At 72.2% G+C, this 25,967-nt stretch carries 19 protein-coding genes; 8 read left to right on the top strand and 11 right to left on the bottom strand.

The annotated features are described in order from the left end of the window. Window positions 1-72: 72 nt before the first annotated feature. The gene (locus tag C9F11_RS27520; RefSeq protein WP_138961775.1) at window positions 73-1,011 is read right to left on the bottom strand and encodes a diiron oxygenase; all 939 of its coding nucleotides are present in this window, start codon (window positions 1,009-1,011) and stop codon (window positions 73-75) included. A 210-nt stretch (window positions 1,012-1,221) separates the two neighbouring features. Here C9F11_RS27520 and C9F11_RS27515 point away from each other — a divergent pair, with 210 nt between their 5' ends. Further along, window positions 1,222-2,331 carry a ferritin-like domain-containing protein gene (locus C9F11_RS27515; RefSeq protein WP_138961774.1) on the top strand — a complete coding sequence of 370 codons (1,110 nt, stop codon included), beginning with the start codon at window positions 1,222-1,224 and terminating at the stop codon, window positions 2,329-2,331. Window positions 2,332-2,412: 81 nt separating this feature from the next. On the opposite strand, the gene C9F11_RS27510 is transcribed toward C9F11_RS27515, so the two are convergent. The 5 genes from C9F11_RS27510 to C9F11_RS27490 all read right to left on the bottom strand — a co-directional run bounded on the left by C9F11_RS27510 (window position 2,413) and on the right by C9F11_RS27490 (window position 8,559). After that, window positions 2,413-3,648 carry a styrene monooxygenase/indole monooxygenase family protein gene (locus tag C9F11_RS27510; protein WP_138961773.1) on the bottom strand — a complete coding sequence of 412 codons (1,236 nt, stop codon included), beginning with the start codon at window positions 3,646-3,648 and terminating at the stop codon, window positions 2,413-2,415. Between the two features lie 61 nt (window positions 3,649-3,709). Next, complete coding sequence (locus C9F11_RS27505) at window positions 3,710-4,342, bottom strand: ATP/GTP-binding protein (RefSeq protein ID WP_138961772.1); 633 nt, start codon at window positions 4,340-4,342, stop codon at window positions 3,710-3,712. Continuing rightward, window positions 4,323-4,745, bottom strand: coding sequence for a DUF742 domain-containing protein (locus tag C9F11_RS27500; RefSeq protein WP_138961771.1), 423 nt, complete (start codon window positions 4,743-4,745; stop codon window positions 4,323-4,325). Before C9F11_RS27500 ends, C9F11_RS27505 begins: the two co-directional genes overlap by 20 nt. Next, a complete protein-coding gene (locus C9F11_RS27495) occupies window positions 4,745-5,233 on the bottom strand; it encodes a roadblock/LC7 domain-containing protein (RefSeq protein WP_138967073.1) in 489 nt (162 codons plus the stop codon). Before C9F11_RS27495 ends, C9F11_RS27500 begins: the two co-directional genes overlap by 1 nt. Window positions 5,234-5,427: 194 nt before the next feature. After that, window positions 5,428-8,559: a nitrate- and nitrite sensing domain-containing protein gene (locus C9F11_RS27490; RefSeq protein ID WP_212767836.1), complete on the bottom strand. Its 3,132-nt coding sequence runs from the start codon at window positions 8,557-8,559 to the stop codon at window positions 5,428-5,430. Between the two features lie 581 nt (window positions 8,560-9,140). Here C9F11_RS27490 and C9F11_RS27485 point away from each other — a divergent pair. Beyond that, window positions 9,141-9,986 carry a hypothetical protein gene (locus tag C9F11_RS27485; RefSeq protein WP_138961770.1) on the top strand — a complete coding sequence of 282 codons (846 nt, stop codon included), beginning with the start codon at window positions 9,141-9,143 and terminating at the stop codon, window positions 9,984-9,986. Between the two features lie 329 nt (window positions 9,987-10,315). On the opposite strand, the gene C9F11_RS27480 is transcribed toward C9F11_RS27485, so the two are convergent. Then, window positions 10,316-10,810 (bottom strand): MarR family transcriptional regulator, encoded by a 495-nt coding sequence (locus tag C9F11_RS27480; protein WP_138961769.1) that lies wholly within the window; start codon window positions 10,808-10,810, stop codon window positions 10,316-10,318. 316 nt (window positions 10,811-11,126) lie between these two features. Here C9F11_RS27480 and C9F11_RS27475 point away from each other — a divergent pair, with 316 nt between their 5' ends. Further along, entirely contained in the window at window positions 11,127-11,966 is an 840-nt protein-coding gene (locus C9F11_RS27475) for a lysozyme (protein WP_138961768.1), read from the top strand. Window positions 11,967-12,141: 175 nt separating this feature from the next. Here C9F11_RS27475 and lon read toward each other — a convergent pair whose 3' ends face one another. Next, window positions 12,142-14,559 (bottom strand): endopeptidase La, encoded by a 2,418-nt coding sequence (gene lon / locus C9F11_RS27470; protein WP_138961767.1) that lies wholly within the window; start codon window positions 14,557-14,559, stop codon window positions 12,142-12,144. Between the two features lie 293 nt (window positions 14,560-14,852). Here lon and C9F11_RS27465 point away from each other — a divergent pair, with 293 nt between their 5' ends. Continuing rightward, window positions 14,853-15,518: a GNAT family N-acetyltransferase gene (locus C9F11_RS27465; protein WP_249401907.1), complete on the top strand. Its 666-nt coding sequence runs from the start codon at window positions 14,853-14,855 to the stop codon at window positions 15,516-15,518. A 479-nt stretch (window positions 15,519-15,997) separates the two neighbouring features. Here C9F11_RS27465 and C9F11_RS27460 read toward each other — a convergent pair whose 3' ends face one another. The 3 genes from C9F11_RS27460 to C9F11_RS27450 form a co-directional block, all read right to left on the bottom strand. Continuing rightward, window positions 15,998-16,813: a hypothetical protein gene (locus C9F11_RS27460; protein ID WP_138961765.1), complete on the bottom strand. Its 816-nt coding sequence runs from the start codon at window positions 16,811-16,813 to the stop codon at window positions 15,998-16,000. Between the two features lie 41 nt (window positions 16,814-16,854). After that, entirely contained in the window at window positions 16,855-17,205 is a 351-nt protein-coding gene (locus tag C9F11_RS27455) for a PadR family transcriptional regulator (RefSeq protein ID WP_138961764.1), read from the bottom strand. A 381-nt stretch (window positions 17,206-17,586) separates the two neighbouring features. Next, entirely contained in the window at window positions 17,587-18,312 is a 726-nt protein-coding gene (locus C9F11_RS27450; protein ID WP_249401906.1) for a rhomboid-like protein, read from the bottom strand. A gap of 734 nt (window positions 18,313-19,046) precedes the next feature. Here C9F11_RS27450 and C9F11_RS27445 point away from each other — a divergent pair. The 4 genes from C9F11_RS27445 to C9F11_RS27430 all read left to right on the top strand — a co-directional run bounded on the left by C9F11_RS27445 (window position 19,047) and on the right by C9F11_RS27430 (window position 25,910). Beyond that, the gene (locus tag C9F11_RS27445; RefSeq protein WP_138961763.1) at window positions 19,047-19,796 is read left to right on the top strand and encodes a spermidine synthase; all 750 of its coding nucleotides are present in this window, start codon (window positions 19,047-19,049) and stop codon (window positions 19,794-19,796) included. A 66-nt stretch (window positions 19,797-19,862) separates the two neighbouring features. Further along, a complete protein-coding gene (locus C9F11_RS27440) occupies window positions 19,863-20,603 on the top strand; it encodes a response regulator transcription factor (protein ID WP_016641312.1) in 741 nt (246 codons plus the stop codon). Window positions 20,604-20,770: 167 nt separating this feature from the next. Continuing rightward, window positions 20,771-21,841, top strand: a complete 1,071-nt coding sequence (locus C9F11_RS27435; RefSeq protein WP_138967067.1) for a HAMP domain-containing sensor histidine kinase — start codon at window positions 20,771-20,773, stop codon at window positions 21,839-21,841. 277 nt (window positions 21,842-22,118) lie between these two features. Further along, window positions 22,119-25,910 (top strand): multifunctional oxoglutarate decarboxylase/oxoglutarate dehydrogenase thiamine pyrophosphate-binding subunit/dihydrolipoyllysine-residue succinyltransferase subunit, encoded by a 3,792-nt coding sequence (locus C9F11_RS27430; protein WP_138961762.1) that lies wholly within the window; start codon window positions 22,119-22,121, stop codon window positions 25,908-25,910. Window positions 25,911-25,967 lie beyond the last annotated feature (57 nt).

Here is a 25,967-nt window from a genome sequence, read left to right as displayed (position 1 = left end):
GTTCGCCGTGGCCGGGCGCGCCCGGCCACGGCGGAGCCGCACGTCGACGCGGCCCCGCGCCCCTCAGCGCGCTCAGGCGAGCAGGCCCGACGACTTCCACAGCCTGCGGCCCACCCCGCGCAGGACCCCGATGTCGTCGAGGAAGTCGGTGAGGCGCTTCGCCCCGCTCTGCATGACCTCGCGGCGGTGGCCGCTCGCCTTGACCTGGGCGACGGCCTCGCGGCGGTCGAGGCCCACGTCCGTGTAGACCTGCGGGTTGACGAAGGCGATGGAGAAGACGCGGGCGGCCTCGCCGGAGCTGATCCGGGTCAGCTCGCGCTCCCAGCGCGGGGCGGTCACCATCTGGCGGCGCAGCTCCTCGCGTGCGTAGCGGACGTGCCGGGCCTCCTCCACGACGTGGATGCGGGTCACGCCGCGCACCAGGGTCTGCACGCGCTCGTCCGGGAACGTGAGGCGCTGCATCCAGTCGAGGATCTCCTCGCCGAGCAGCGTGCAGGCGAACGAACCGGGCGTGGTCGAGACGGTCTTGAGGACGCGGGCGAGGTTGTGGTTGAGCCGCGTCACGGGGTAGGTGGGCGCGTCGCCCTTCTGGATCATGCGGGCGAACATCATCGAGTGGCGGCACTCGTCGGCTATCTCGGTGAGCGCGTACCGCACGTGCGCGCTGGTCACGGACTTGTCGTAGATGTGCCGTACGAGCAGCTGCATCAGGATGATCTCGAACCAGATGCCGAGCGAGGCGAGCGAGGCCGCCTCGTGCCGGGCGAGGTCGAAGCGCTGCTCCTCGGACATCCGCTTCCACAGCGGGGTGTCGTAGAGCGAGACGAGCTCCGGCGGCCAGAACCACTTGCCGTCCTCGACGGGGGCGTCCCAGTCGATCTCCCGGTCCGGGTCGAAGGAGTGCTTGGCGGAGGACTCCAGGAGCCGTACGGCCACTTGCTCGCGATCCTTGAGCAGGCCGAGCGCGTCCCGCAGAACGGTGAGCTCGCCGTCTTCGGTCACGGTCGTCATGAGGTCTCCTGCTCTTCGGGGTGCTGTCTGAGGTGCCTGAGGCGGGTTACCAGCGGTCACCTCTTATAAGACTGCTTGTCAGCAAGACCGTCAATCCCCTGTGCGCAACTTGTTGACCCCTCGTCTACCACCGTGTGAGCCTGCCAACCAGCCACCATTTCGCGGCGGTTGCGGGGACCTCGGGGCCGCCGAGACCGTGAGGAGCCGTCCGTGTCCACGCGCGATCTGTACGTCAACGGCCAGCAGGACCTCACCTGGCAGGTGCCCGCCACGGGAGCGGCCCGCTTCAGCTGGGAGTACGACGAAGGGCGCGAGCGCCTGCTGAACCTGTACCAGAAGGGCAAGGACAAGCAGTGGGACGGGGCGAAGCGCGTCGACTGGGACCTGGAGGTGGACCCCCTCGACCCGCTCGGCACCCCCGACGAGGCCATGACCCTCTACGGCACGCGGCACTGGGACCTGATGACCGCGCGCGAGCGCGGTGAGCTGCGCAGGCACTACGCCTCCTGGCAGTTCAGCCAGTTCCTGCACGGCGAGCAGGGGGCCATGGTGTGCGCGGCCCGCATCGTGGAGTCCGTGCCCGACCTGGACGCGAAGTTCTACTCCGCCACCCAGACCATGGACGAGGCCCGGCACGCCGAGGTCTACGGCCGCTTCCTGCACGAGAAGATCGGCATGCTCTACCCGGTCAACGACAGCCTCCAGGCGCTGCTCGGCGACACCCTGCGCGACTCCCGCTGGGACATGCCGTACCTGGGCATGCAGGTCCTCATCGAAGGCCTCGCCCTCGCCGCGTTCGGCATGATCCGCGACACCACGGACAAGCCGCTCCCGAAGCAGATCCTCGCCTACGTCATGCAGGACGAGGCCCGGCACGTGGCCTTCGGCCGGATGGCCCTGCGCGACCACTACAAGGAGCTCGGCGACGCGGAGCTGCGCGAGCGCGAGGAGTTCGTCATCGAGGGCTGTTATCTGATGCGGGACCGGCTGCGGGGCGTCGAGGTCCTGGAGAACTTCGGCATCCCGCCGCGCGAGGCCGGGGAGTACAGCGAGCGCTCCGAGTACCTCCAGCTCTTCCGCCGCCTCCTGTTCAGCCGGATCGTCCCCTGCGTCAAGGACATCGGCCTGTGGGGCGAACGGCTCCAGCGGGCCTACGTCGACATGGGCGTCTTCGAGATGGGCGACGCGAACCTGGACCTGCTGATGGCCCAGGACGAGGAGATCGCGGAGAAGCTCGACGCGGAGCGCTTCGCCTCTGAGGAGCGGCAGCGGGTGGCCGAGGTGGAAGCCGCGATCGCCTCGGGCACCGCTGCCGACTAGCCGGTCGGCGCTCCGCGCCTCGTCATCGAGCGCCGGACGGGCTGGATCCTTCAGCCCCTCCGGCTTTCGAGGAGCGGGGGCCTAGGCGGAAGCCACCTCCGCCAGGTACGCCTGCGTACGCGCGGGGTCGTAGAAGTAGCCCTCGAAGTCCGCCGGGTCGTTGAAGCCGTTGGCGAAGCGGTCGGCCACGGGCTTGAGGTCGCCCGCCGCCCCGAGGAGGCCGATGACGTGCTCCGGCGGCGGCGCCAGCATCGCGTTGGTCCACTTCGTGACGTGCCGCGCGGTCTCCCAGTACCGCTCGAACGCGGCCTCCATCCAGGCCTCGTCGAAGGGTCGGTCCCCGTGCTCCACGATGGACGCAAGGTACGACGCCGCGCACTTGGAGGCGGAGTTGGACCCCTGCCCGGTGATCGGGTCGTTCGCGACGACCACGTCGGCGACGCCGAGGACGAGGCCGCCGGAGGGCAGCCGCCCGACGGGCTTGCGCACGGTGGGGGCGTACCGCCCGGCCAGCGTGCCGCCCGCGTCGGTCAGTTCGGCCTTCGTGGCGCGCGCGTACTCCCAGGGCAGGAACTTCTCCAGGAGTTCCAGGGTCAGGGAGAGGTGCTCGCCGGGGTCCTTCACCCCGTCGAAGACGTCGAGCGGGCCGCCCGGAACGCCCTCCCAGAAGAGGATGTCCGCCCGCCCGGACGTGGTGAGCGTCGGCATCACGAACAGCTCGCCGACCCCCGGCACGAGGTTGCAGCGGACCGCGTCGAACTCGGGGTGCTCCGGGCGCGGCCCGAGGCCGTGGACGTAGGCGACGGCGAGCGCCCGCTGCGGCACGGCGTACGGCGAGCGCCGCGGGTCGCGCTCGAACATCGACACCAGCTCGCCCTTGCCCGCCGACACCAGGACCAGGTCGTAGGCGCGCGAGAAGTAGTCGAGGTCGCCGACGGCCGCGCCGTGGATGACGAGCTGACCGCCGCGCTGGGCGAACGTCTCCATCCACCCGGCCATCTTCACGCGCTGGTCGACGGATTGCGCGTGGCCGTCGAGCCGGCCCACCCAGTCGATGACGCGGGCGGAGTCGGGCCCGGCGACGGAGACGCCGACGCCCTCGATGTCCGGGGCCTGCGACTCCCAGAAGTTGAGCCCCAGATCGCGCTCGTGCTGGAGCGCGGTGGCGAACATGCACTGCGTCGACATGACCCGGCCCGAACGGATCTCGTCCGCCGTGCGGTTGGACATCAGCGTGACCTCGTACCCCCCTGACTGGAGTCCGAGCGCGAGCTGGAGACCGGACTGACCGGCTCCGACGATGAGTATCTTGCGCATGCGGGTCCTTCCCTACCTCATGGAACGCGGCGGGCGCACGGGCGCGGGCACGCCCGAGCCGTCACTCGGGCGTTTCGTCCAGCGCGTGGCCCACCAGGGCGAGCAGCGATTCGATCACGGAGGGCCGCTGCCGCGCGTCCATGATCAGCACGGGTATCCGGTCGGCCACGGTGAGCGCCTCACGGACGTCCTCCGCCTCGTAGCGCTCGGTGCCCTCGAAGTGGTTGACCGCCACGACGTACGGAAGCCCGCAGCTCTCGAAGTAGTCGAGCGCGGGGAAGCAGTCGGTGAGCCTGCGGGTGTCGGCGAGGACGACCGCGCCGATCGCGCCGCGCACCAGGTCGTCCCACATGAACCAGAAGCGCTGCTGCCCCGGCGTGCCGAACAGGTACAGGACGAGGTCGTCGGCCAGCGTGATGCGGCCGAAGTCCATGGCGACCGTGGTCGTGGTCTTGCCGGGGGTCGCGCTCAGATCGTCGGTGTCGGCGCTGGCCTGTGTCATCAGCGCCTCCGTCCGCAGGGGCGTGATCTCGGAGACGGCCGAGACGAGCGTCGTCTTGCCGACGCCGAAGCCGCCCGCGACCACGATCTTCGTGGCGATCGGCGCGCGCGTGCGGTCCAGCTGCCAGTCCTGTACGGCCTCTTCGCCGTCGAGCAGTTCCTGGACCCGGGTCTCAGATACCGCGGAGCCCATGCAACACCCTTTCCAGCAGCGCGCGGTCCGGCCGCCCCGGGCCGTGGCCCGTCCCGTACACGCGGATCCTTCCCTGGTCGGCGAGGTCGCTGAGCAGCACGCGGACCACGCCGAGCGGTATCTTCAACAGCGCCGAGATCTCCGCGACCGTACGCATCCGGCGGCAGAGCTCCACGATCGCGAGCAGCTCCGGCATCACCCGGGCGCCCAGCGCGTCGCCCCGCCCCAGCTCGCGCCGCTCCCCGGCCGCTTCGAGCACGGGCTGCGCGGCCACGAACGTCTCGACGAGCAGGACGTGCCCGAAGCGGGTGCGGCCGCCGGTGAGCGAGTAGGGCCGGACCCGCGCGGGCTTCCGGTCGGCGCCGCGCACCGGCAGGCGGGGCGCCGCCGCGCCCGCGCCCATCAGACGCTCTCCATCGACTGCCGCAGCTCGCTGCGGAGTTCGGGTGTCAGGACGTGCCCGGCCCGGCCGACGAACAGCGCCATGTGGTACGCCACCACCGTCATGTCGCAGTCGGGGGTCGCGTGCACCCCGAGCAGCGAGCCGTCGCTGATCGCCATCACGAAGAGGCTGCCCTCGGCCATGGCGACGACGGTCTGCTTGACCGATCCGCCGTCCATGAGCTGCGCCGCGCCGAGGGTGAGGCTGCCGAGCCCGGACACGATGGTGGCGAGGTCCGCGCTCGATCCCCTGGGCCCGGTGGGGCGGTGGGCGGGGCGGCGCTCGGCGTTGCGGGCCGGGTCGGAGGACAGCAGCAGGAGGCCGTCGGACGAGACGACGGCGACCGAGAGGATGCCGGCGACCTCCTCGACGAGGTTGGTCAGGAGCCAGTGCAGATTGCGGGCCTCGCTGCTCAAGCCGTGCACGGTGTGTGCGGCCTGCGCGGGCAGCGCGGCCTGCGCGGGCGATCCGGCCTCGTCGGAGCGTGCGGCCTGCGCGGGCGATCCGGCCTGCGCGGGCGGTGCGGCCTGCGCGGACCGTGCGGCCTCGTCGGAGCGTCCGGCCTCGTCGGAGCGTCCGGGTTTCGCGGACTCCTCGGGTTTCGTGGTCTGGGCGGAAGAACCGGGCGTGCGCATGGGCGCAGTCAACTGCTTGCCTCCTCGACTGGGTCCCCCGGAACATCTGCGGTCTCTGCTGTGCCTGTTTCCCGTGCCGCGCCCTCGGGCCCGGCGGTGCCCCGGCCGCGGGCCGCCTCCCCGGCGAGCTCCGCCGCCACGTCGCGCCGTCCGCTCCTCGCACCCCGCTGGAACCCCCCGAGCCTGCGCCGCAGTTCCTCGGCGTCGACACCGGTGGGGCGCGGCCGGGGCGTGAGTCCCCCGGCGATCGGGCTGACCTTCGGGGTCCGCTTGGGCAGGCCCTTGGCGGTGAAGACCTGGGGCGCGTCCTGCGGCGGGGTGTCCGCCTCGGGCTCGACGCGGCCGGGGTGCGCCGGGGTCGGCGCTTCCTGCTGGGGGCGGGCCGACGGTCCGGCGGGCGCGTCGTCGGCGGGCCGCGCGTGCGCCGACGGCTCCTGGGTCCGGTCGGGGTGGTCGGTCCCGAAGGTCGGCGCCAGGAGTTCCAGGGTGGTCTCGGCGGCCGCGATCAGGGGGTCCCGCTCCCCCGCGCGCGTCGGCAGCTCGTGGGCGTCGGCCTCCCCCTCGGAGCCGGGCCGGGGCACGGGTGGCTCCCCGTCCCGGGCTGCGGGCACGGCGGTGGGCGGGGCCGGGGGCACGGCGTCCGGCGGCGCGGCGGCGAGCGGCGGCGCGGGCGGCTCGGGCGCCGGGGCCACGGCGGCGGGCGGCTCGGTGAGTATGCCGTCGGGCAGCACCACGACGGCGGCCACGCCGCCCTGCTTCTGCTCGCGAAGGCGCACCCGCGCCCCGTGCCGGGCCGCGAGCCGGGCCACCACGTACAGGCCGAGCCCGAGCGCGTCACCGCTCTCGTGCTCGTACGCGTCCTCGGGGGAGAACGCGGAGTACTCGGCGAGCCGCGCGTTCAGCTCCCGCAGCCGCTCCACGCTCGCGCCGATGCCGTCGTCCTGTACGGAGAGCATCACCTCGCCGTTCTCCAGGAGCCAGCCGGACACCTCGACGGAGGAGTCGGGCGGCGAGAACGACGTCGCGTTCTCCAGGAGCTCCGCCACCAGGTGGCTGATGTCGTCCGCGGCGAACCCGGCGATGTGGGCGTGCGAGGGCAGCGTGGCGATGCGGACGCGCTCGTACCGCTCGATCTCGCTGACGGCGGCGCGCACGACGTCGACGAGCGGCACCGGGCCCGCGTGCTGATGGCCGTGGTCGGCGCCCGCGAGGACGAGGAGGTTCTCGCTGTGGCGGCGCGTGACGGTGGCGAGGTGGTCGAGCTTGAACAGGGTGGCGAGCCGGTCGGGGTCCTGCTCGCGCTCCTCCAGGTTCTCGATGACGGCGAGCTGGCGCTCGACGAGGCCGAGCGTGCGCAGCGCGAGGTTCACGAACGTGCCCTGTATGCCGCGCCGCACCCGGTCCAGGTGCGTGGCGGCTTCGGCGAGTTCGGCGCGCAGCGCGTCGCGCTCGTCGGCCATCGCCTGGCGGGCGTCGGCCATCGTCTGGCGCCGCCCGATGAGGTGCTTGCGGTCGGCCTCCAGCGTGCCGAGGCGCTCCTGGACGGCGACGGCGTGGCCGTGCAGCGCGTTGACGGACCGTACGACGGCGGCGAACTCGTCGTCGCGGCCGGTGAACCGCACCGGCTCCGCCGTCGCGGGCGCCGCCGCGACCCGGGCCGCGCCGAGACGGAGCACGGCGAGCGGGCGGGTGAGCGAGCGGGCCGTCGCCATGGCGACGCCGACGGCGAGGAGCAGCAGCGCGCCGACGAGCGCCACCCTGATCTCCAGGGCGGTGACATCGTCGTCACGCAGCTCCGCGAGGCTCTTCGTACGGTCGGCGGCGAGCGCGTTCTCGGCGCCGCGCATGGCCTCGATGCGCGCGGAGAGGGCGGCGTTGACCTTGTCCCGGTCGAGGCGCTGGTCCGCGGCGGACAGCCTGCGCTCGTCGGTGAGCCGGTCCAGGTACTGCTCGGCGGTGGTCACCTCGGAGCCGGTGACCGTCGACTCGTAGGTGGCGCGGGCCTTGCCGGGCGCGGCGCCCTGGAAGTCGGCGAGCGCGGCGAGCTCGCGGACGTGGGCCCGCTGGGCCGCGGTGCTGAGGTCGTCGCGCTGCCCGGCCTCGGCGTCCGCCTGGTCGGACCCGGAGGTGGGCAGGCCGGTGACCGGGTCGACGGTGGATCCCGTGGCGGCCGGGCGGGGCACGGACAGGGCGGCGAGGAGCAGGCCGCGCGTGGCGCCCGCCTGGTCGACGGCGTGGTCGAGGTCGGCGAGCGCGTAGGCGCCGGAGCCCGCGCGCGGCGGCAGCTTCTCGGCCAGTTCGCGGGTGAGGGCGTGGAGTTCGTCGATGGCCTTCGCGTACGCCTTGTGGGCGTCGAGGGCGGTGCTCCTGCCGGTGAGCGCGGAGCGCCGCACGGTGGCGAGCTCCGCGAGGTCCCGGCGGAGCCCGGCCGTGACGGAGCTGTTGGTGTTCGCGTCGGCGGCGGCCTCGCGCAGCTCCTCGATCCGCCGGTCCACGCGGGCGCTGCGGCTCTCGGACAGGCCCTTGCCGTCCGGGCGCCCGGCGGCGATGTACGCGGTGACCTCGTCGCGCTCGTCGGCCAGCGAGTGGCTGAGCGTGATGGCCTGCTGGGTGAGCTCGGACAGCGTGACGAGGCTCTGCGAGTCGCCGAGGTCCCCGGACGCGGCGACGATCGCGGGCGCCCCGGCCCCGGCGACGGCGGCGGCGACCACGGCGACAGCCACGATGAGGCGGTTGCGGACCCGGGCTTTGGGGGGCTGGGGGGTGTCTGGTTGCGGGGCCGCGGCCTGCGGGGCGGACGGGGTGGCCGGCTGCGGGGTCGCGGCCTGCGGGGCGGACGGCTGCGCGGCGGCGGCCTGCTGCGGCGCGGGCTGGGCGGCGGCCTGCTGCGGCACCGGCCGGGCCGGGCCGGGCGTCGGCTCGGCGTCCGCCGGAGCGCTGGTGGCGTGCGGGGAGGCGGGCGAGGCGCCGGTGGGGCGCTCGGCGCGGGCCTGGGCGCCGGTGCCGCGCTGCCTGCGGGGCCCTGCGCCGGACGACCGCTCGGCGTCCGACGGGGTACTGGTGGGGTGCTGGGCCCGGGGCGGCGCGCCGGTGGGGTGCTCGGCGCGGTTCGTGGCTTCCGTACGGTTCGCGGCTTCCATCCGGTTCGTGGCTTCCGCGGCCCCCGCGGAAGCGGCGGCTCCTGCGGACGCGTCGGCCCCTGCGGACGCGTTGGCAGGGGTCTCCGCGCGGCCCTCGCGCCCCGCGGCGGCGGTGCCCTGGCCGGAGGGAGGGGTCGCGGCGCCCGGTCTGGCCCCTCCCGGGGCCTTCTGGCTGCCTTCGCGCCGAGGCCGCATCTCTTGCACCGGAGCTCGCATTCCTGTTTTCGTCTGCCCTAGGGCCCGGGTGACGATCCGTCAACGCGAGCGCTCCCGGCACGGACCCTGACCTTGCCAGACGATTCCAGTGCCGGTGCGCGGCAGTCTCGCATCGTCTGCCTGGCCACCTGAAGGAGTGAACATCGACTGGGAGTTGGCGAGCAAGTCACGCTGCGTGTCGTGCGGGCCGCGCGCGGTGCGCCGGTTGGACGTCCGTGGACGGCTTTGGCAGGATGCGCCGCCACACCCTTCGGAGCCGCCGATTCCGGCTGATTTCCCCTGCCCTGACCGCCGCCGCCGGACCGCCCCGGCAGTGGCGCGCGCCCCCCGGCCGGGCCCCGGCGGGCCTCGGGCAGACTGACCCGATGCGCATCGAACTGGCCACCGAACCCGGCGACCCCGACCGCCCCAACGAGGACTACGCCTCGGTCGCGCTGCCCGCGTCCGGACAGGGCGGATCACTGGTCCTGCTCGACGGCGTGACGCCCCCGGCCGAGGACGTCGGCTGTCTGCATTCCGTCCCCTGGTTCACCGCCCGCCTCGGCGGCTCACTGGGCGAACTGTCCGTTTCACGACCGGACCTGACGCTCCCTGAGATTCTCGCGGCAGCCGTCTCGCGCACCGCGGACACCCACCGTGACACCTGTGACCTTTCTCACCCGCGCACCCCGCAGGCGACGGTGGTCCTCGCCCGGTGGGACGCCGAGCGCGTCTCGTACCTCGTCCTGTCCGACTCGGCGCTGCTCCTCGCGGGGCCCGGCGGCACGGTGGAGGCGGTCCTCGACCGGCGTCTGGACGAGCTTCCGGCCGCCGTGCGCGCACTGCGCGACGCCGTACGGGCACTGCCGCGCGGCTCCGCCGAACGGCGGGCGCTCGGCGGTGAGTACGCGGCCGCCGTCGAGGCACTGCGGAACGCGGAGGGCGGCTTCCACACCGCCGCCGCCGACCCCGGCGTCGCCGCCCTCGCGGTCACCGGCGAACTGCCCCGCTCCGCCGTCACCGCCCTCGCCGCGCTCACGGACGGGGCCGGGCGCTGGGTCGAGACGTTCCGCGAGGGCGGCTGGGCCGACTGCTTCGCGCTGCTGCGCAAGGACGGCCCGCGGGGACTCGTCGAGCGCGTACGCGAGTTGGAGACGGCGGACCCGGACGGCACGGCGTTCCCCCGCGGAAAGCGGCACGACGACGCGGCCGTGGTGTACGCGGAGCTGTAGCCGCGACCGCGACACACCCGACCCCGTACCGGCACGGCCGCGCCGGGTCATGTACCCACGTACGAAGCGCAATTGCGCGAAGCGGGAGGGGACGCCGGGGCGGAACGAGGCCACGGCGGGGCCGGGGCCGGGCCGAGGCCGGGCCGAGGCCGAGGCCGAGCGGAGCCGGGCCAGAGCCGGAGCCGGGCCAGAGCCGGAGCCGGGCCAGAGCCGGAGCGGAGCCGGGCCGGGGCCGGAGCCGAGCCGGGCCAGAGCCGGGCCAAGGTGGGGCCGAGCCGGAGCGAGGCCCGAGCCGAGCTGAGGCAGGGCCGGGACCGAGGCCGGGCCGCCTAGAGCTCGGCCCGCGCGTTGAGCTGGCGGAGCAGCCGGGCCAGCTCCGCCACTTCAGCCCGGTCCCACCCGGCGAGCTGCCGCACGTACCGCTCACGCCGCCCGCGGCGCACCGTGCGGAACCGGTCCCTGCCCTCCTCCGTGAGCCGCACGAGCCAGGCCCTGCCGTCCGCGGGGTCCGGCTCCCGCGTGACCAGGCCGAGCTGCTCCAGGGCCCGCAGCTGCCGGCTCATGGTGGCCTTGCCGACGCCGATGAAGGCGGCCAGGTCCGTGGCGCGCCGCGGCCCGGACTCGTCCAGGAAGGCGAGCAGCCCGTACGCGGCCGGTTCGAGATCCGGGTGGACCTGGCGGGCCATCTCGCCGGACGAGGCCCGGGCGCGGCGGAGCAGCAGCGTCAGCTCCCGCTCCAGGGCGAGGAACTCGTGGTCCACACCACCGCCCACCGCCGCGCCGTCCCCGCCCGAACCCCCGCCGTGGTGCGTGTCCTCACGCATGTCAGCACCCCTGCCGCACTTTCCCGATCCTGAAAGTTTTCGCCAGCCGCAGCCATCGCCGCAGCTCGCCCAGTATTTCGCAGGCGTAGACCAACGGCGGCCACGAGAGGCCCTTCCCTCCCGTTGTCTACGTGCGTAGCTTCATCAGTGACATGTTCACACCAGTAGCCTCGTGTCACGGGTCCCCTTGGCGCGGACTGGTCAGCGACATGTCGACAGGTCCCCCCACCGAGCCCGTCCGCCGTACCGGCGAAGCGCCACACCTTCGGCCACGCCCCCGCCGAACGGGCTCCACGAGGCCTTTCGGAGGCACGCCATGCCCGTGCACAGATCCCGTACGGCCCGCCGCGGACATCCCGCCGCGGGCGTTCTCCTCGCCGTCCTGTCCGCCCTCGCGCTCCTCCTCGCCCTGCCCGGCGCCGCACAGTCCGCCGACGGTGACGGCATCCCGCCGCGCGGCAGCGCCCGCATGGGCCAGGGCGTCGTCGAACACGACGGCCAGGGCGGCAGGCCGAGCGGCGGCGACGCCGCCCAGACGGAGGGCGTCGACGTCAGCAGCCACCAGGGCAACGTCAACTGGCAGGCCCTGTGGGACAGCGGCGTCCGATGGGCCTACGTGAAGGCCACGGAGTCCACCTCCTACCGCAATCCGTACTTCGCGCAGCAGTACAACGGCTCGTACAACGTCGGCATGATCCGCGGCGCCTACCACTTCGCCACCCCCGACACCTCCAGCGGCGCCGCCCAGGCCAACTACTTCGTCGACAACGGCGGCGGCTGGTCCCGCGACGGCAGGACGCTGCCCGGCGCCCTCGACATCGAGTGGAACCCCTACGGCGCCGCCTGCTTCGGCAAGTCCCAGAGCGGGATGGTCAGTTGGATCCAGGACTTCCTGGACACCTACCGGGCCCGCACCGGCCGCGACGCCGTGATCTACACGGCCACCACCTGGTGGAAGCAGTGCACGGGCAACTACGGCGGCTTCGCCTCCGCCCACCCGCTGTGGATCGCGCGCTACAACACCAGCCCCGGTGAACTCCCCGCCGGCTGGGGCTTCCACACCATGTGGCAGTACACGTCCTCCGGCCCGATCGTCGGCGACCACGACAAGTTCAACGGCGCCTACGACCGCGTACAGGCCCTGGCCAACGGCTGACCGGCCGCCCCGACCGGGACCCGGCCGACCGACCCGACCGACCGACCCGACCGACCGGCAGACCCGACCGACCGGCAGACGCGCTGACCGGCAGCCGCGGGTCGCCCCATGAGAGCGGGTGCGGCAAGGTCCGGGGCCCTCACAGCCCCGGACCTTCACCGCCCCGCCGCGCCCGTCACGCCGCGGCGGGAACCTTCACCTCGGCCGGCGCGAGCGCCAGGTCGAGCACCTGTCGGACGTCCGTCACCGCGTGTACGTCGAGCTTCTCCAGGACCTCGGCGGGGACGTCGTCCAGGTCCGGCTCGTTCCGCTTCGGGATGATCACCGTGGTGATCCCGGCGCGGTGGGCCGCGAGCAGCTTCTGCTTGACGCCGCCGATCGGCAGCACCCGGCCGGTCAGCGACACCTCACCGGTCATCGCCACGTCCGTGCGCACCAGACGGCCGCTGAGCAGCGACGCGAGCGCCGTCGTCATCGTGATGCCCGCGCTCGGCCCGTCCTTGGGCACCGCGCCCGCCGGGAAGTGGATGTGCGCGCCCCGGTCCTTCAGATCGCCGACGGGCAGCTCCAGCTCGGCACCGTGGGAGCGCAGGAAGGACAGCGCGATCTGCGCGGACTCCTTCATCACGTCACCCAGCTGCCCGGTGAGCGTCAGACCGGCCGCACCCGTCTCCGGATCGGCGAGCGAGGCCTCGACGAACAGCACGTCGCCGCCCGCTCCGGTGACCGCGAGCCCCGTGGCCACGCCGGGCACCGCGGTGCGCCGCTCGGCCGGGTCCTGCGCCGACTCCGGCACGTGGTGCGGCCGCCCGATCAGACCGCGCAGCTCCTCCGCGCCGACCGTGAACGGCAGCTCCCGCTCGCCCAGCTCGTGCTGCGCCGCGACCTTCCGGAGCAGCCGGGCGATGGAACGCTCCAGATTGCGCACGCCCGCCTCGCGCGTGTACTCCCCGGCGAGCTTGCGCAGCGCGCTCTCGTCGATCGTCACCTCGCCCTCACCGAGTCCGGCCCGGTCGAGCTGGCGGGGGATCAGGTGGTCCCTGCCGATGACGACCTTCTCGTCCTCGGTGTAGCCGTCGAGGCGGACCAGCTCCATGCGGTCGAGCAGGGCCTCGGGAATGGCCTCCAGGACATTGGCCGTGGCCAGGAAGACCACGTCGCTCAGATCCAGCTCCACCTCCAGGTAGTGGTCGCGGAAGGTGTGGTTCTGCGCCGGGTCGAGCACTTCGAGGAGCGCGGCCGCCGGGTCGCCCCGGAAGTCCGAGCCCACCTTGTCGATCTCGTCCAGGAGCACCACCGGGTTCATCGAACCGGCCTCCTTGATGGCCCGCACGATCCGCCCCGGCAGGGCGCCCACATAGGTGCGCCGGTGGCCGCGGATCTCCGCCTCGTCCCGCACGCCGCCGAGCGCGACCCGCACGAACTTGCGCCCCATGGCGTGCGCCACCGACTCCCCCAGCGAGGTCTTGCCGACGCCGGGCGGCCCGACCAGCGCGAGCACCGCTCCGCCGCGGCGACCGCCGATCACGCCCATGCCGCGGTCCGTGCGCCGCTTGCGCACCGCCAGGTACTCGGTGATCCGCTCCTTCACGTCCTCCAGACCCGCGTGCTCGGCGTCCAGGACCTCCTGCGCGCCCTTGATGTCGTACGCGTCCTCGGTCCGCTCGGTCCACGGCAGCTCCAGAACCGTGTCCAGCCAGGTGCGGATCCAGGAGCCCTCGGGAGACTGGTCGCTCGTGCGCTCCAGCTTCTCGACCTCCTTCAGGGCCGCTTCCCGTACGTGCTCGGGCAGGTCGGCGGCCTCGACCCGGGCGCGGTAGTCGTCGGACTCCTCCTCGCCCTCCTGGCCGTTCAGCTCGCGCAGCTCCTTGCGCACCGCCTCCAGCTGCCGCCTCAGCAGGAACTCGCGCTGCTGCTTGTCCACGCCCTCCTGGACGTCCTTGGCGATCGACTCGGCGACGTCCTGCTCGGCCAGGTGCTCGCGCAGCTGCTCGGTGGCGAGCTTCAGACGGACCGTCGGGTCCTCTGTCTCCAGGAGCTTGACCTTCTGCTCGGTGGTGAGGAACGGCGAGTAGCCGGAGTTGTCCGCGAGCGCCGAGACGTCCTCGATCTGCTGCACGCGGTCCACGACCTGCCAGGCCCCGCGCTTCTTCAGCCAGCTCGTGGCCAGCGCCTTGTACTCCTTGACCAGCTCGGCCGTGGCCCCGGGCAGCGGATCCGGCACGGTCTCCTCGACCTGCGCGCCCTCCACCCACAGCGCGGCACCGGGGCCGGTGGTGCCCGCACCGATGCGCACCCGGGCCCGCCCGCGGATCAACGCGCCGGGGTCGCCGTCCGACAGCCGGCCCACCTGCTCGACGGTGCCGAGCACACCGGTGCCCGCGTACGTCCCGTCGATGCGCGGAACAAGCAGCACCTTCGGCTTGCTGCTACTCCCACTGGACCTCGCGGCGGCCTGTGCGGCCTCCACCGCGGCTCGTACGTCGGCGTCGGACAGGTCGAACGGCACCACCATGCCGGGCAGCACGACCTCGTCGTCGAGCGGCAGCACGGGCAGAGCGAGCGATGTGTTAGCCGTGGACTCAGCAGCCATGATCTCCCCTTCGGCATTCAAGTTGAGCTATACCGACTCAATGCTCATGAGTCCCTGATTGTTCCCACGGGTTTGTTCGCTGTGAGCGATCACCTCTGCCGCCACAGAGATGCCACTCAGTAACGTTCCCCTAGCCAGTTCAACCATTACTCGTTATGGCTGCACCTCTTGACTGTCCATTACATGGCCAGTCGACGTTGGGAGACGTACGGATGGACGCGACGGGGGCTACGACGGCCGAGGAGGCCGCAGCGACCTTGGGGGCCACGGGGGCCTTGGAGGTCTTGGAGGTCTTGGGAGCGAACGAGGCGGTGCGCGCCTGGGTCGACGGCTGGGTCGTCTCCCGCGGCGCGGCTCCCCCGGTGGTGGAGCCGTGGGGCTACACGATCGACGTCGGCCTGGCCAAGCATCCGTCCCGGCACGTCTTCGGCTTGCCCCGGGGCGGTGTCCAGGAGGCCGACGTGCGCAAGGTCGCGGCGTCGGTGTCGGGTGCGGACATCTGGCTGAAGGTCTTCGCCGAGCCGTCGCGGGTGACGCCGTGGCTCGGCCCGGAGTGGTGGGTCGATCCGGAGGAGGGCTATCTGATGACGGTGCCCCTGTCCCCGGTGACCCCGGATCGCCTGGTGGCACCTGAGGGTTACCGGCTGCGCACGTGGACGCGGGGCGGTGTCGTACGGACGATGGTGACCGCGGCCGATGGCTCTTGGGCGGCGCGCGGCCAGATGGCGCCGACGGGCCGCACGGCGGTCGCCGACCAGATCGAGACCTCACCGGAGCACCGCCGCCGCGGCCTGGGCAGTCTGGTCATGCGCACGCTTCAGACAGCCGCGGCCGAACAGGGCTGCGAGGTCGGCGTCCTGGCCGGGACCGTGGAGGGGCGCGCCTTGTACGAGGCGCTCGGCTGGCGGGTGGTGGCTTCACTGACGAGCGCCCGCCGCAAGGGGCCGGACGAGTCTTGAGCGACGGCGGGGCGTTGTTGGGTGGGGCGTTGGCGGGTGGGTGGGCTGGTGACGGGTGCGGTGAGCGGTGGCTAGTGGCGGGTGCTGCGGGCAGGTGACGGGCGCGGTGAGCGATGGCTGGTGACGGGTGCCGCCGACAGGTGACGGGTGCTGCGGGCTGGTGGTGATGGACGTGACGGGCCGCCCTTGGCTGCCGGGGTCGCCTGGTGTGGCGGGCCCGGCCCGGCTGCTGTCCGACACCTCGTGTCGGTGATCGTCTTGTCCGCCGCGTGAGCCGCTGCCTGCCGATGGGGCAGCTGTCGCCCGACTTGTCGGCGGCCGTCGGCCGGCACGGATACCGGCCGTCGCGGACGCTGGCCGTCCCGGCAGCCGCTGGCCCGATCTGGCGGCCGCTGATCAGCCGCTGAACCGTCCCGGCGGCCCGGCGGTCCATCCCCTCGCGTGCCGCCGCCCCCCCCTCGGCGGCACCGCCGGATCCCTCAGCCCTGCGAGGGCTCGCCCTTTCTCGCGCGGACGTCCTTGATGGCGTACGGCAGGCCGGGCAGGAGGAACAGCAGCGTGCCCCACAGCGGCAGGCGGAAGAGTGGGTCATCACCTATGAGCCAGCCGACGAGCGCCGCTACGGGCAGCGCGGCCAGGCCGATGAGCATCCAGCCTCTGAAGCCGAGGTTCCCTCGCCGCATTTCCAAGATGACGGCGCCTGCTGCCAGCGCTCCGTAGAAGGCGATCCGGGGCGCTTCTATCGACAGGGTCAGGGTTCGGTCGATGAGGTGGGTGAGCAGCAGCAGGGAGCCGACGACGAAGGGGATCAGCGCGGCCATGCGCAGGACGCGCAGCGGCAGGGGCGTGTGCGCGCGAGCCCAGGAGGCGGCGAACGCCTTCACGTCGGGCCCGACCACGTCCTGCGGAGTGCGGCCCGCGGCGGCGGCTTCCTCCAGGTGATGAGAGAGCTCGCTGAGCATCTCGCGCAGGGAGGCGTCGTCGATTCCGCGGTACTCCCAGTTGCTCCGGCAGATCGCCAGGACGCGCTCGCGGGTGAGGCCGGTGACGCGCGCTGCCTCGTCCAGCGGGTCGCGGTCCGGGGCGCGACCGCCCGGTGGAGGTGCCCCTCCGCCCTTCGCTTCGCGGGCCGTCGCCGCACTGATCCCCGCCTCACCAGAGGGCGTGTCACCAGTGGGCGTGCCACCGGTGGGCGTGCCGCCAGTGGCCGTGTCACCGATCGCGGTTGCGCCGGTCACCGTGGCGTTGGCCGTCGCCGCGCCGGTCACCGCTTCGTTCTTCGTTTCGTACGTCATGAGTTTCGTCCCCCCGTTGTGCGCCGTGTCGTGTGCCCTGGTCACGTCCCCAAGGTGCTGGAGACCGCGCCCGTGAAGGCGGTCCAGGTGGTGCGGCCGCTGGTCAGCTCGGCCGCGCCCGCCTCGGTGAGGCGGTAGTACTTCCGCGGCGCTCCGCCCGCTGCGGACGGAGCGCGATAGGACTCGACCAGGCCTGCCCGCTGCATGCGCGCGAGCAGGGGATAGATGCTCCCCTCGCTCACCAGGTCAAGACCGCTCTCGGTCAGGGCTTCCACGAACTCATAGCCGTACCGAGGCCGCTCCGCGATGAGCGCGAGCAGGCACAGATCGAGCACCCCGCGCAGCAGCTGGCTACGGCGCTGGTCGTGCGACGCGGACAGCTCCTTTGTCATGCGGTACAAGATAGTCGGACATTGTCTTGCGCCGCAAGAGTCTCGCGCGCATTGATTTCTGACGCCATCACAGATTCCAGGTACCGCGGCCGGGCGGCACCACGACCAGGCCCACAGCCGCCAGGGCCGCCACCCGAGCCGAGCCCGCCACACAAACCAAGCCCGGCACACGAGCCGAGCCCGGCGTCAGCGCCTACGCCTCCGCCGGACCCGAACCCCACCGCCAAGCCCCGCCCGAGCACCGACCCCGGACGCAGGCACCAAACACCCGGCCCCGGGCCCAGGCGCCAGGCACCCAGCCCCAGGCAAAGACACAGGCACAAGACGCCAGACACCCGGCACCACAGCACAGGGCACAGGGCACCGAGCCCCGGCAACCCCCTAAACCGCAGTCCGCCCCACACCGCTCCGCAGCAGCGGCCACGTCGCCACTCCCACCGTGAGGGCGAGCAGATGACCCCAGTTCGTCATCGGGTCGGTGAACGCGATGAGGTCCTCGACGAGCATCCAGCCGAAGCCCGCGAGGACCGCCCAGCGCAGCCACGGCGCGAGGACGCCCGCGAGGGCGCCGACGCTCGCGGCGACCCCGAAGCTGATGCCGTAGTCGAGCCGGTGCAGCGACGTGCCGGGCAGGTGGCCGACGAGGACCGAGAGCCCCACTGGGATTTCCGTGGCCAGCGTCGCGACGACGTGCCCGAGCACGAAGACGGCCGCGGCGCGCAGCGCGCCCACGCGCCGTTCGAGCGCGGTCAGGACGAACAGGAACCCGATGGCGTACGGCGACGTGATGCCGCCCGCGATCCACAGCGCGCTGGCGACGAGGACGAATACGGGCCTGTCCGCCAAATGGGCGACATCCGTGCTCGAACCCTGGTGCATCGAGGAGATCACCGACGGGTCGGCGTGCTCGGCGACCAGCGAGGTGACGAGGAGGACGACCGCGTAGCAGAAGGTGAAGGGCGTGCCCGTGGGGGTCGGCAGCAGCCGCCAGGGCCGCAGCCCGCGCATCCCGGCCCGCGCGGCGGCGGCGCCGAGGGGCACAGACGTGGCGGGCACGGCCACCGCAGGGACAGAGCCGGAGCCCGGCCCGCCCCCGGCCACAGCCATACCGGCCTCGGCCGGACCAGCCGCAGCAGCACCCGCCCCGACCGAACCGGAACCCCATCCGGAATCGGAACCGGAATCGGAATCGACACCAGAGCCGACAGCGGCTCCAGCCCCGCTCCCGGAAGCCACCCCCTCAAAACCACCCGCCGCCCCCGCGAGCGCCCCGGCCGCGACCACCCGCCGCTGCCGCGGCATCGCGTCCAGCACGCCCTCGCGGGGTATCCCGCCCAACAGGCCCTCGCGGGGTATCCCGTCCAACAGGTCCTCGCCCGGCGCCCCGCCCAGCACGTCTCTGCCGCCGGTCGCCTCGGGGCCGCCCGGGGCGGAAGCCCCGGAGTCCTGACCAGAAGCCGCACCGGCTCCCCCGCCAGACCTCGTGGACTCCGTAGACCCCGTACTCCCCGTAGAAGCGCCCTCGCCAGTACCCACAGAGGTGCCCACGCCAGAAATGGTCCGGTTCACGCTGAGGCGCTCCCTCCGTCACGGAACTTCACTAGGAACTTCCTACGCGACTGCATCACGAATCGATCACGTTCACTACATCACGAATCGATCACGTTCACGCTTCACCGATCAACCCCGCGCTGTCTATGACCGACGCCACGTGCGACGCGATTCACAGGAACTCACAGCAACCCGACACCATTCCGCGGCGTCGCACGCGGGCCTACCGAGACCCTCCGGGTCGCTCGAATTCCCTGGAGTCGGCGGGACGGGAACAGCAGGATGAGGGGATGCGCACTCCGTACCGCCCCGATCCCCCCGTGGTCCTCGACAGGCGCGACGGCCCCTACGGCGAAGTCGTGCTGCGGCGCCACGGGGACCTGCTCCAGATCATCGCCAACGGCACGTTCCTCATGGACACCTCGGACGGCCGTTCCGAGCGCCTCCTGGTCGACGCCGCGTACGACGCGCTGGACGGGCGCCCGCGGCCCAGCGTCCTCATCGGCGGCCTGGGCGTCGGCTTCTCGCTCGCCCACGCGGCCGCGGACCCCCGCTGGGGCCGCATCACGGTGGTGGAGCGGGAGCAGGCCGTCATCGACTGGCATCGGGACGGACCGCTCGGGGAGCTCTCGGAGCAGGCGCGCGCCGACCCGCGCACGGAGATCCTGCACACCGATCTGATCGCATATGTCAGGGGCGCATTCGCAAGCGTCAACGAACCGGAATCTCCGCATTCCATCGCGCCCAGGACCACGGACGACGCGACCCCCGCCAGGTACGACGCCCTCTGTCTGGACATCGACAACGGACCCGACTGGACCGTCACCCAGGACAACGAGAGCCTCTACTCCCCCACCGGCCTCGCCGCCTGTCACACCCGCCTCAACCCCGGCGGCGTCCTGGCGGTGTGGTCCGCGCAGCCGTCACCCGCTTTCGACTCCGCTTTGCGGAATGCCGGATTCCAGCACGTACGTACGGAAGAGATCGCCGTTGCCCGGGGCGTACCGGACGTGGTCCACCTCGCGACAAGGGCTGCGTAGCCGAGGTGCCTCCGCGCCCCGTACTCTGCTGACCGGACACCAAGCGATCACGTCAGGGGCGGGGCGATGGAGCAGACACACACCTCCCACAACAGCGCCACGGCGGCGATGCCAGGAGCACAGCGCCGGGTCCTCGTGGTCGAGGACGACCCGACGATCGTGGACGCCATCGCCGCCCGTCTGCGCGCCGAGGGTTTCGTCGTGCAAACGGCGGCGGACGGCCCGGCGGCGGTGGACACCGCCCAGGCCTGGCAGCCCGATCTACTGATCCTCGACATCATGCTGCCGGGATTCGACGGCCTGGAGGTCTGCCGCCGCGTGCAGGCCCAGCGTCCCGTACCGGTGCTGATGCTGACGGCGCGGGACGACGAGACGGACATGCTCGTCGGGCTCGGCGTCGGGGCGGACGACTACATGACCAAACCCTTCTCCATGCGCGAACTGGCCGCACGCGTTCATGTGCTGCTGCGCCGCGTGGAGCGGGCCGCGCTCGCCGCGACGACGCCGCGCAGCGGCATCCTCCGGCTCGGCGAGCTGGAGATCGACCACGCGCAGCGGCGGGTGCGGGTGCGCAGCGAGGACGTGCATCTGACACCCACGGAGTTCGACCTCCTGGTGTGTCTGGCCAACACCCCGCGCGCGGTGCTCTCGCGCGAGCAGCTGCTCGCCGAGGTGTGGGACTGGGCGGACGCCTCCGGCACCCGCACGGTCGACAGCCACATCAAGGCGCTGCGGCGCAAGATCGGCGCGGAGCGCATCCGTACGGTTCACGGCGTCGGGTACGCCCTGGAGACCCCGACGCCATGACCGCGGACCCCGGCGCCGCCGACGGCCCGCCCCCCAGCGCCCTGAGCGGTACGACGCCCCAGAGCGCCGGGAGCGGTACGACGGCGCACGGCGCCGCGCGGGGTACGGCGGGCGGCACCCCGGGCATGGGTCTGAGGTGGCGCTGCGACCGGGGCGGAGGTGGGGGGATGAGCGGTCCCTTCGGCGGGCTCAGGCCGTTCTCCATCAAGACGAAGCTCGGGACGCTGGTCGTCGTCTCGGTGTTCATCACCACCGGGCTGCTGATGGTGGCCATGAAGACCGAGACCGAGCTGCGCTTCATCACGGTCTTCTCGGTGATCGCCACCCTGCTGATCACGCAGTTCGTGGCCCACGGCCTCACCGCGCCGCTGGACGAGATGAACTCGGTGGCCCGCGCGGTCTCGCACGGCGACTACACGCGGCGCGTGCGCGGCGCCGACCGGCGCGACGAGCTCGGCGACGTGGCCACGACGATCAACCGCATGGCTGACGACCTGGAGGCGCAGGACCAGCAGCGCAAGGAGCTCGTCGCCAACGTCTCGCACGAGCTGCGCACCCCCATCGCGGCCCTGCGGGCCGTCCTGGAGAACGTCGTCGACGGGGTCTCGGCCGCAGACCCGGAGACGATGCGCACGGCCCTGAAGCAGACGGAGCGCCTGGGCCGCCTCGTGGACACCCTCCTCGACCTCTCCCGCCTGGACAACGGGGTCGTCCCCCTCAAAGCGCGCCGCTTCGAAGTGTGGCCTTATCTGTCGGGGGTCCTGAAGGAGGCCAATATGGTCGCCTCCTCGCGCAAAGGGATGCCGTCGGGCTCCGGCAGCCACACCCGTACGGATGTCCATCTGCACCTGGACGTGTCGCCTCCGGAGCTGACGGCGCACGCCGACGCCGAGCGTCTGCACCAGGTGGTCGCCAATCTGATCGACAACGCCGTGAAGCACAGCCCGCCGCACGGCCGCGTCACGGTCCGCGCCCGGCGGGGCCCCTATCCGGAGTCCCTGGACCTGGAGGTCCTCGACGAGGGCCCCGGGATCCCCGAGTCGGAGTGGCACCGGGTCTTCGAGCGCTTCAACCGGGGCGCGCACGCCGGCGCCCCTCCCGGAGGCGACGGCGGCACCGGCCTCGGCCTCGCCATCGCCCGCTGGGCCGTCGATCTCCACGGCGGCCACATCGGGGTGGCCGAATCGGCTCGCGGCTGCCGGATCCAGGTCAGCCTTCCGGGCCTGCTCGACGACTGAAGTTGACGTAAGGTTCGAAGCGGAAGCGAGTCACGGGCGCGCAGGTCACGCGCCGGACGGGCCGCAACCGCGTGTCGACGTGCCCCAGGGGTCTCCACGCGGCGCAGTGGCGTAGGCAAACCTCGCTTGTTTCCCGCCATTTACCGCCCCGAAACTCGCAATCCAGTGTGACTTACGCGACGGATGACCGGCCCGGCCTGCACCTGACGTCGATGGAGGCGTAGCCTTTATTTCCGCTGTCCATCACCTTGTGAAGCGGAAGAGGGCGGTTGCCGCCGTGTCGCCACAGTCCCCCAGTAACTCGAGCACTTCGACCGACCAAGAAGCGCAGGGCAAGAACCCTGCTGCCGCGTTCGGTCCCAATGAGTGGCTCGTCGACGAGATCTATCAGCAGTACCTCCAGGACCCGAATTCGGTCGACCGTGCCTGGTGGGACTTCTTCGCCGACTACAAGCCAGGGGTAGGCGCGTCCGTCGCCGCCGCTCCGGCCAAGCCGGCGGGTGACGCGGCCGCGGGGGCCGCGCCCACCACGTCCCCCGCCCCGGCCCCGGCCGCCCCGGCCGCGCCCGCCGCGCAGCCCGCTGCCGCGCCGCCCGCGCCCGCCGCGAAGGCCCCGGCCCCCGCCGCCAAGCCCGCCGCCGCGGCGAAGCCCGCGGCCGCGAAGCCCGCGGCCAAGGCCGCGCCCGCGACGGAGGCGCCCGCCGGTCCCGAGTACGTGACCCTGCGCGGCCCCTCGGCCGCCGTGGCGAAGAACATGAACGCCTCCCTGGAGGTGCCCACGGCCACGTCCGTGCGCGCGGTCCCGGTGAAGCTGCTGTTCGACAACCGCATCGTCATCAACAACCACCTCAAGCGCGCCCGCGGCGGGAAGATCTCCTTCACGCACCTCATCGGGTACGCGATGGTGCAGGCCATCAAGGCCATGCCGTCGATGAACTACTCCTTCGTGGAGAAGGACGGCAAGCCGACGCTGGTCAAGCCGGAGCACATCAACTTCGGCCTCGCCATCGACCTGGTGAAGCCCAACGGCGACCGCCAGCTGGTCGTCGCGGGCATCAAGAAGGCCGAGACCCTGAACTTCTTCGAGTTCTGGCAGGCCTACGAGGACATCGTCCGGCGCGCCCGCGACGGCAAGCTCGGCATGGACGACTTCACCGGCGTCACGGTCTCCCTGACCAACCCCGGCGGCCTCGGCACCGTCCACTCCGTGCCGCGCCTCATGCCCGGCCAGTCGGTCATCATGGGCGTCGGCTCCATGGACTACCCGGCCGAGTTCCAGGGCACCTCCCAGGACACCCTGAACAAGCTGGGCATCTCCAAGGTCATGACCCTGACCTCGACGTACGACCACCGGGTCATCCAGGGTGCCGCCTCCGGCGAGTTCCTGCGGATCGTCGCGAACCTCCTCCTCGGCGACGGCGGCTTCTACGACGAGATCTTCGAGGCGCTGCGCATCCCCTACGAGCCGGTCCGCTGGCTCAAGGACATCGACGCCTCGCACGACGACGACGTCACGAAGGCCGCCCGGGTCTTCGAGCTGATCCACTCCTACCGCGTCCGCGGCCACGTCATGGCCGACACGGACCCGCTGGAGTACAAGCAGCGCAAGCACCCGGACCTGGACATCACCGAGCACGGCCTGACGCTCTGGGACCTGGAGCGCGAGTTCGCCGTCGGCGGCTTCGCCGGCAAGTCGATGATGAAGCTCCGCGACATCCTCGGCGTCCTGCGCGACTCGTACTGCCGCACCACGGGCATCGAGTTCATGCACATCCAGGACCCGAAGCAGCGCAAGTGGCTCCAGGACCGCATCGAGCGCCCGCACGCCAAGCCGGAGCGCGAGGAGCAGCTGCGCATCCTGCGCCGGCTCAACGCGGCGGAGGCGTTCGAGACCTTCCTGCAGACGAAGTACGTCGGCCAGAAGCGCTTCTCCCTGGAGGGCGGCGAGTCCGTCATCCCGCTGCTCGACGCGGTCATCGACTCCGCGGCCGAGTCGCGCCTGGACGAGGTCGTCATCGGCATGGCCCACCGCGGCCGGCTGAACGTGCTCGCGAACATCGTCGGCAAGTCGTACGCGCAGATCTTCCGCGAGTTCGAGGGCAACCTCGACCCGAAGTCGATGCACGGCTCCGGCGACGTGAAGTACCACCTGGGCGCCGAGGGCACCTTCACGGGCCTGGACGGCGAGCAGATCAAGGTCTCCCTGGTCGCCAACCCCTCGCACCTGGAGGCGGTCGACCCGGTCCTGGAGGGCGTCGCCCGCGCCAAGCAGGACATCATCAACAAGGGGGGCACGGACTTCACCGTCCTGCCGGTCGCCCTCCACGGAGACGCGGCCTTCGCGGGCCAGGGCGTGGTCGCCGAGACGCTCAACATGTCGCAGCTGCGCGGCTACCGCACGGGCGGCACGGTCCACATCGTCATCAACAACCAGGTCGGCTTCACGGCCCCGCCGGAGTCCGCGCGCTCGTCGATGTACTCCACCGACGTGGCCCGCATGATCGAGGCGCCGATCTTCCACGTGAACGGCGACGACCCGGAGGCCGTGGTCCGCGTGGCCCGCCTGGCCTTCGAGTTCCGGCAGGCGTTCAACAAGGACGTGGTCATCGACCTGATCTGCTACCGCCGCCGCGGGCACAACGAGACCGACAACCCGTCGTTCACGAACCCGCAGATGTACAGCCTGATCGACAAGAAGCGCTCGGTGCGCAAGCTCTACACCGAGTCCCTGATCGGTCGCGGCGACATCACCCTGGAAGAGGCCGAGCAGGCCCTCCAGGACTTCCAGGGCCAGCTGGAGAAGGTCTTCACGGAGGTCCGCGAGGCCACCACGACCCCGGCTCCGGCTGAGGTCCCGGCCCCGCAGACCGAGTTCCCCGTGGCCGTGGACACCGCGGTCTCCCAGGAGGTCGTCAAGCGGATCGCCGAGTCCCAGGTCAACATCCCCGAGCGGATCACCGTGCACCCGCGTCTGCTGCCGCAGCTGCAGCGCCGCACGGCCATGGTCGAGGACGGCACCATCGACTGGGGCATGGGCGAGACCCTCGCCATCGGCTCCCTGCTGATGGAGGGCACCCCGGTCCGCCTCGCGGGCCAGGACTCCCGGCGCGGCACCTTCGGCCAGCGGCACGGCGTCCTCGTGGACCAGACGACCGGCGAGGACTACACCCCGCTGCTGTACCTCTCCGAGGACCAGGCCCGCTACAACGTCTACGACTCGCTCCTGTCCGAGTACGCGGCGATGGGCTTCGAGTACGGCTACTCGCTGGCCCGCCCCGAGTCGCTCGTCATGTGGGAAGCGCAGTTCGGCGACTTCGTGAACGGCGCGCAGACCGTGGTGGACGAGTTCATCTCGTCGGCCGAGCAGAAGTGGGCGCAGACGTCCGGCGTCACGCTCCTCCTGCCGCACGGCTACGAGGGCCAGGGCCCCGACCACTCGTCGGCCCGCCCGGAGCGCTTCCTCCAGCTCTGCGCCCAGAACAACATGACGGTCGCGATGCCGACGCTCCCGTCGAACTACTTCCACCTCCTGCGGTGGCAGGTGCACAACCCGCACCACAAGCCGCTGGTGGTCTTCACGCCGAAGTCGATGCTGCGCCTCAAGGCCGCGGCCTCGAAGACGGAGGAGTTCACGACGGGCGGCTTCCGCCCCGTCATCGGCGACACCACGGTGGACCCGGCCGCGGTCCGCAAGGTCGTGTTCTGCGCCGGCAAGTTCTACTACGACCTGGAAGCCGAGCGGCAGAAGCGCGGCGCGACGGACATCGCGATCATCCGCATCGAGCGCCTGTACCCGCTGCCGGGTGCCGAGCTCCAGGCGGAGATCGCCAAGCACCCGAACGCCGAGAAGTACCTGTGGGCCCAGGAGGAGCCGGCGAACCAGGGCGCGTGGCCGTTCATCGCCCTCAACCTGATCGACCACCTGGACCTGGCGGTCGGCGCCGACATCCCGCACGGCGAGCGCCTGCGCCGCATCTCGCGGCCGCACGGCTCCGCCCCGGCGGTCGGCTCCGCCAAGCGGCACCAGGCCGAGCAGGAGCAGCTGGTGCGCGAGGTGTTCGAGGCCTAGGCCCCGGCACGGTCGTACGGAAGGTGGGCCCGGCCCCGAGTTCTCGGACTCGGGGCC

This window comes from Streptomyces sp. YIM 121038, assembly GCF_006088715.1.
Lineage (GTDB): Bacteria > Actinomycetota > Actinomycetes > Streptomycetales > Streptomycetaceae > Streptomyces.
The sequence above is the reverse complement of the archived record's forward strand: the minus strand, read 5'-3'. Positions and strand labels throughout refer to the sequence as shown.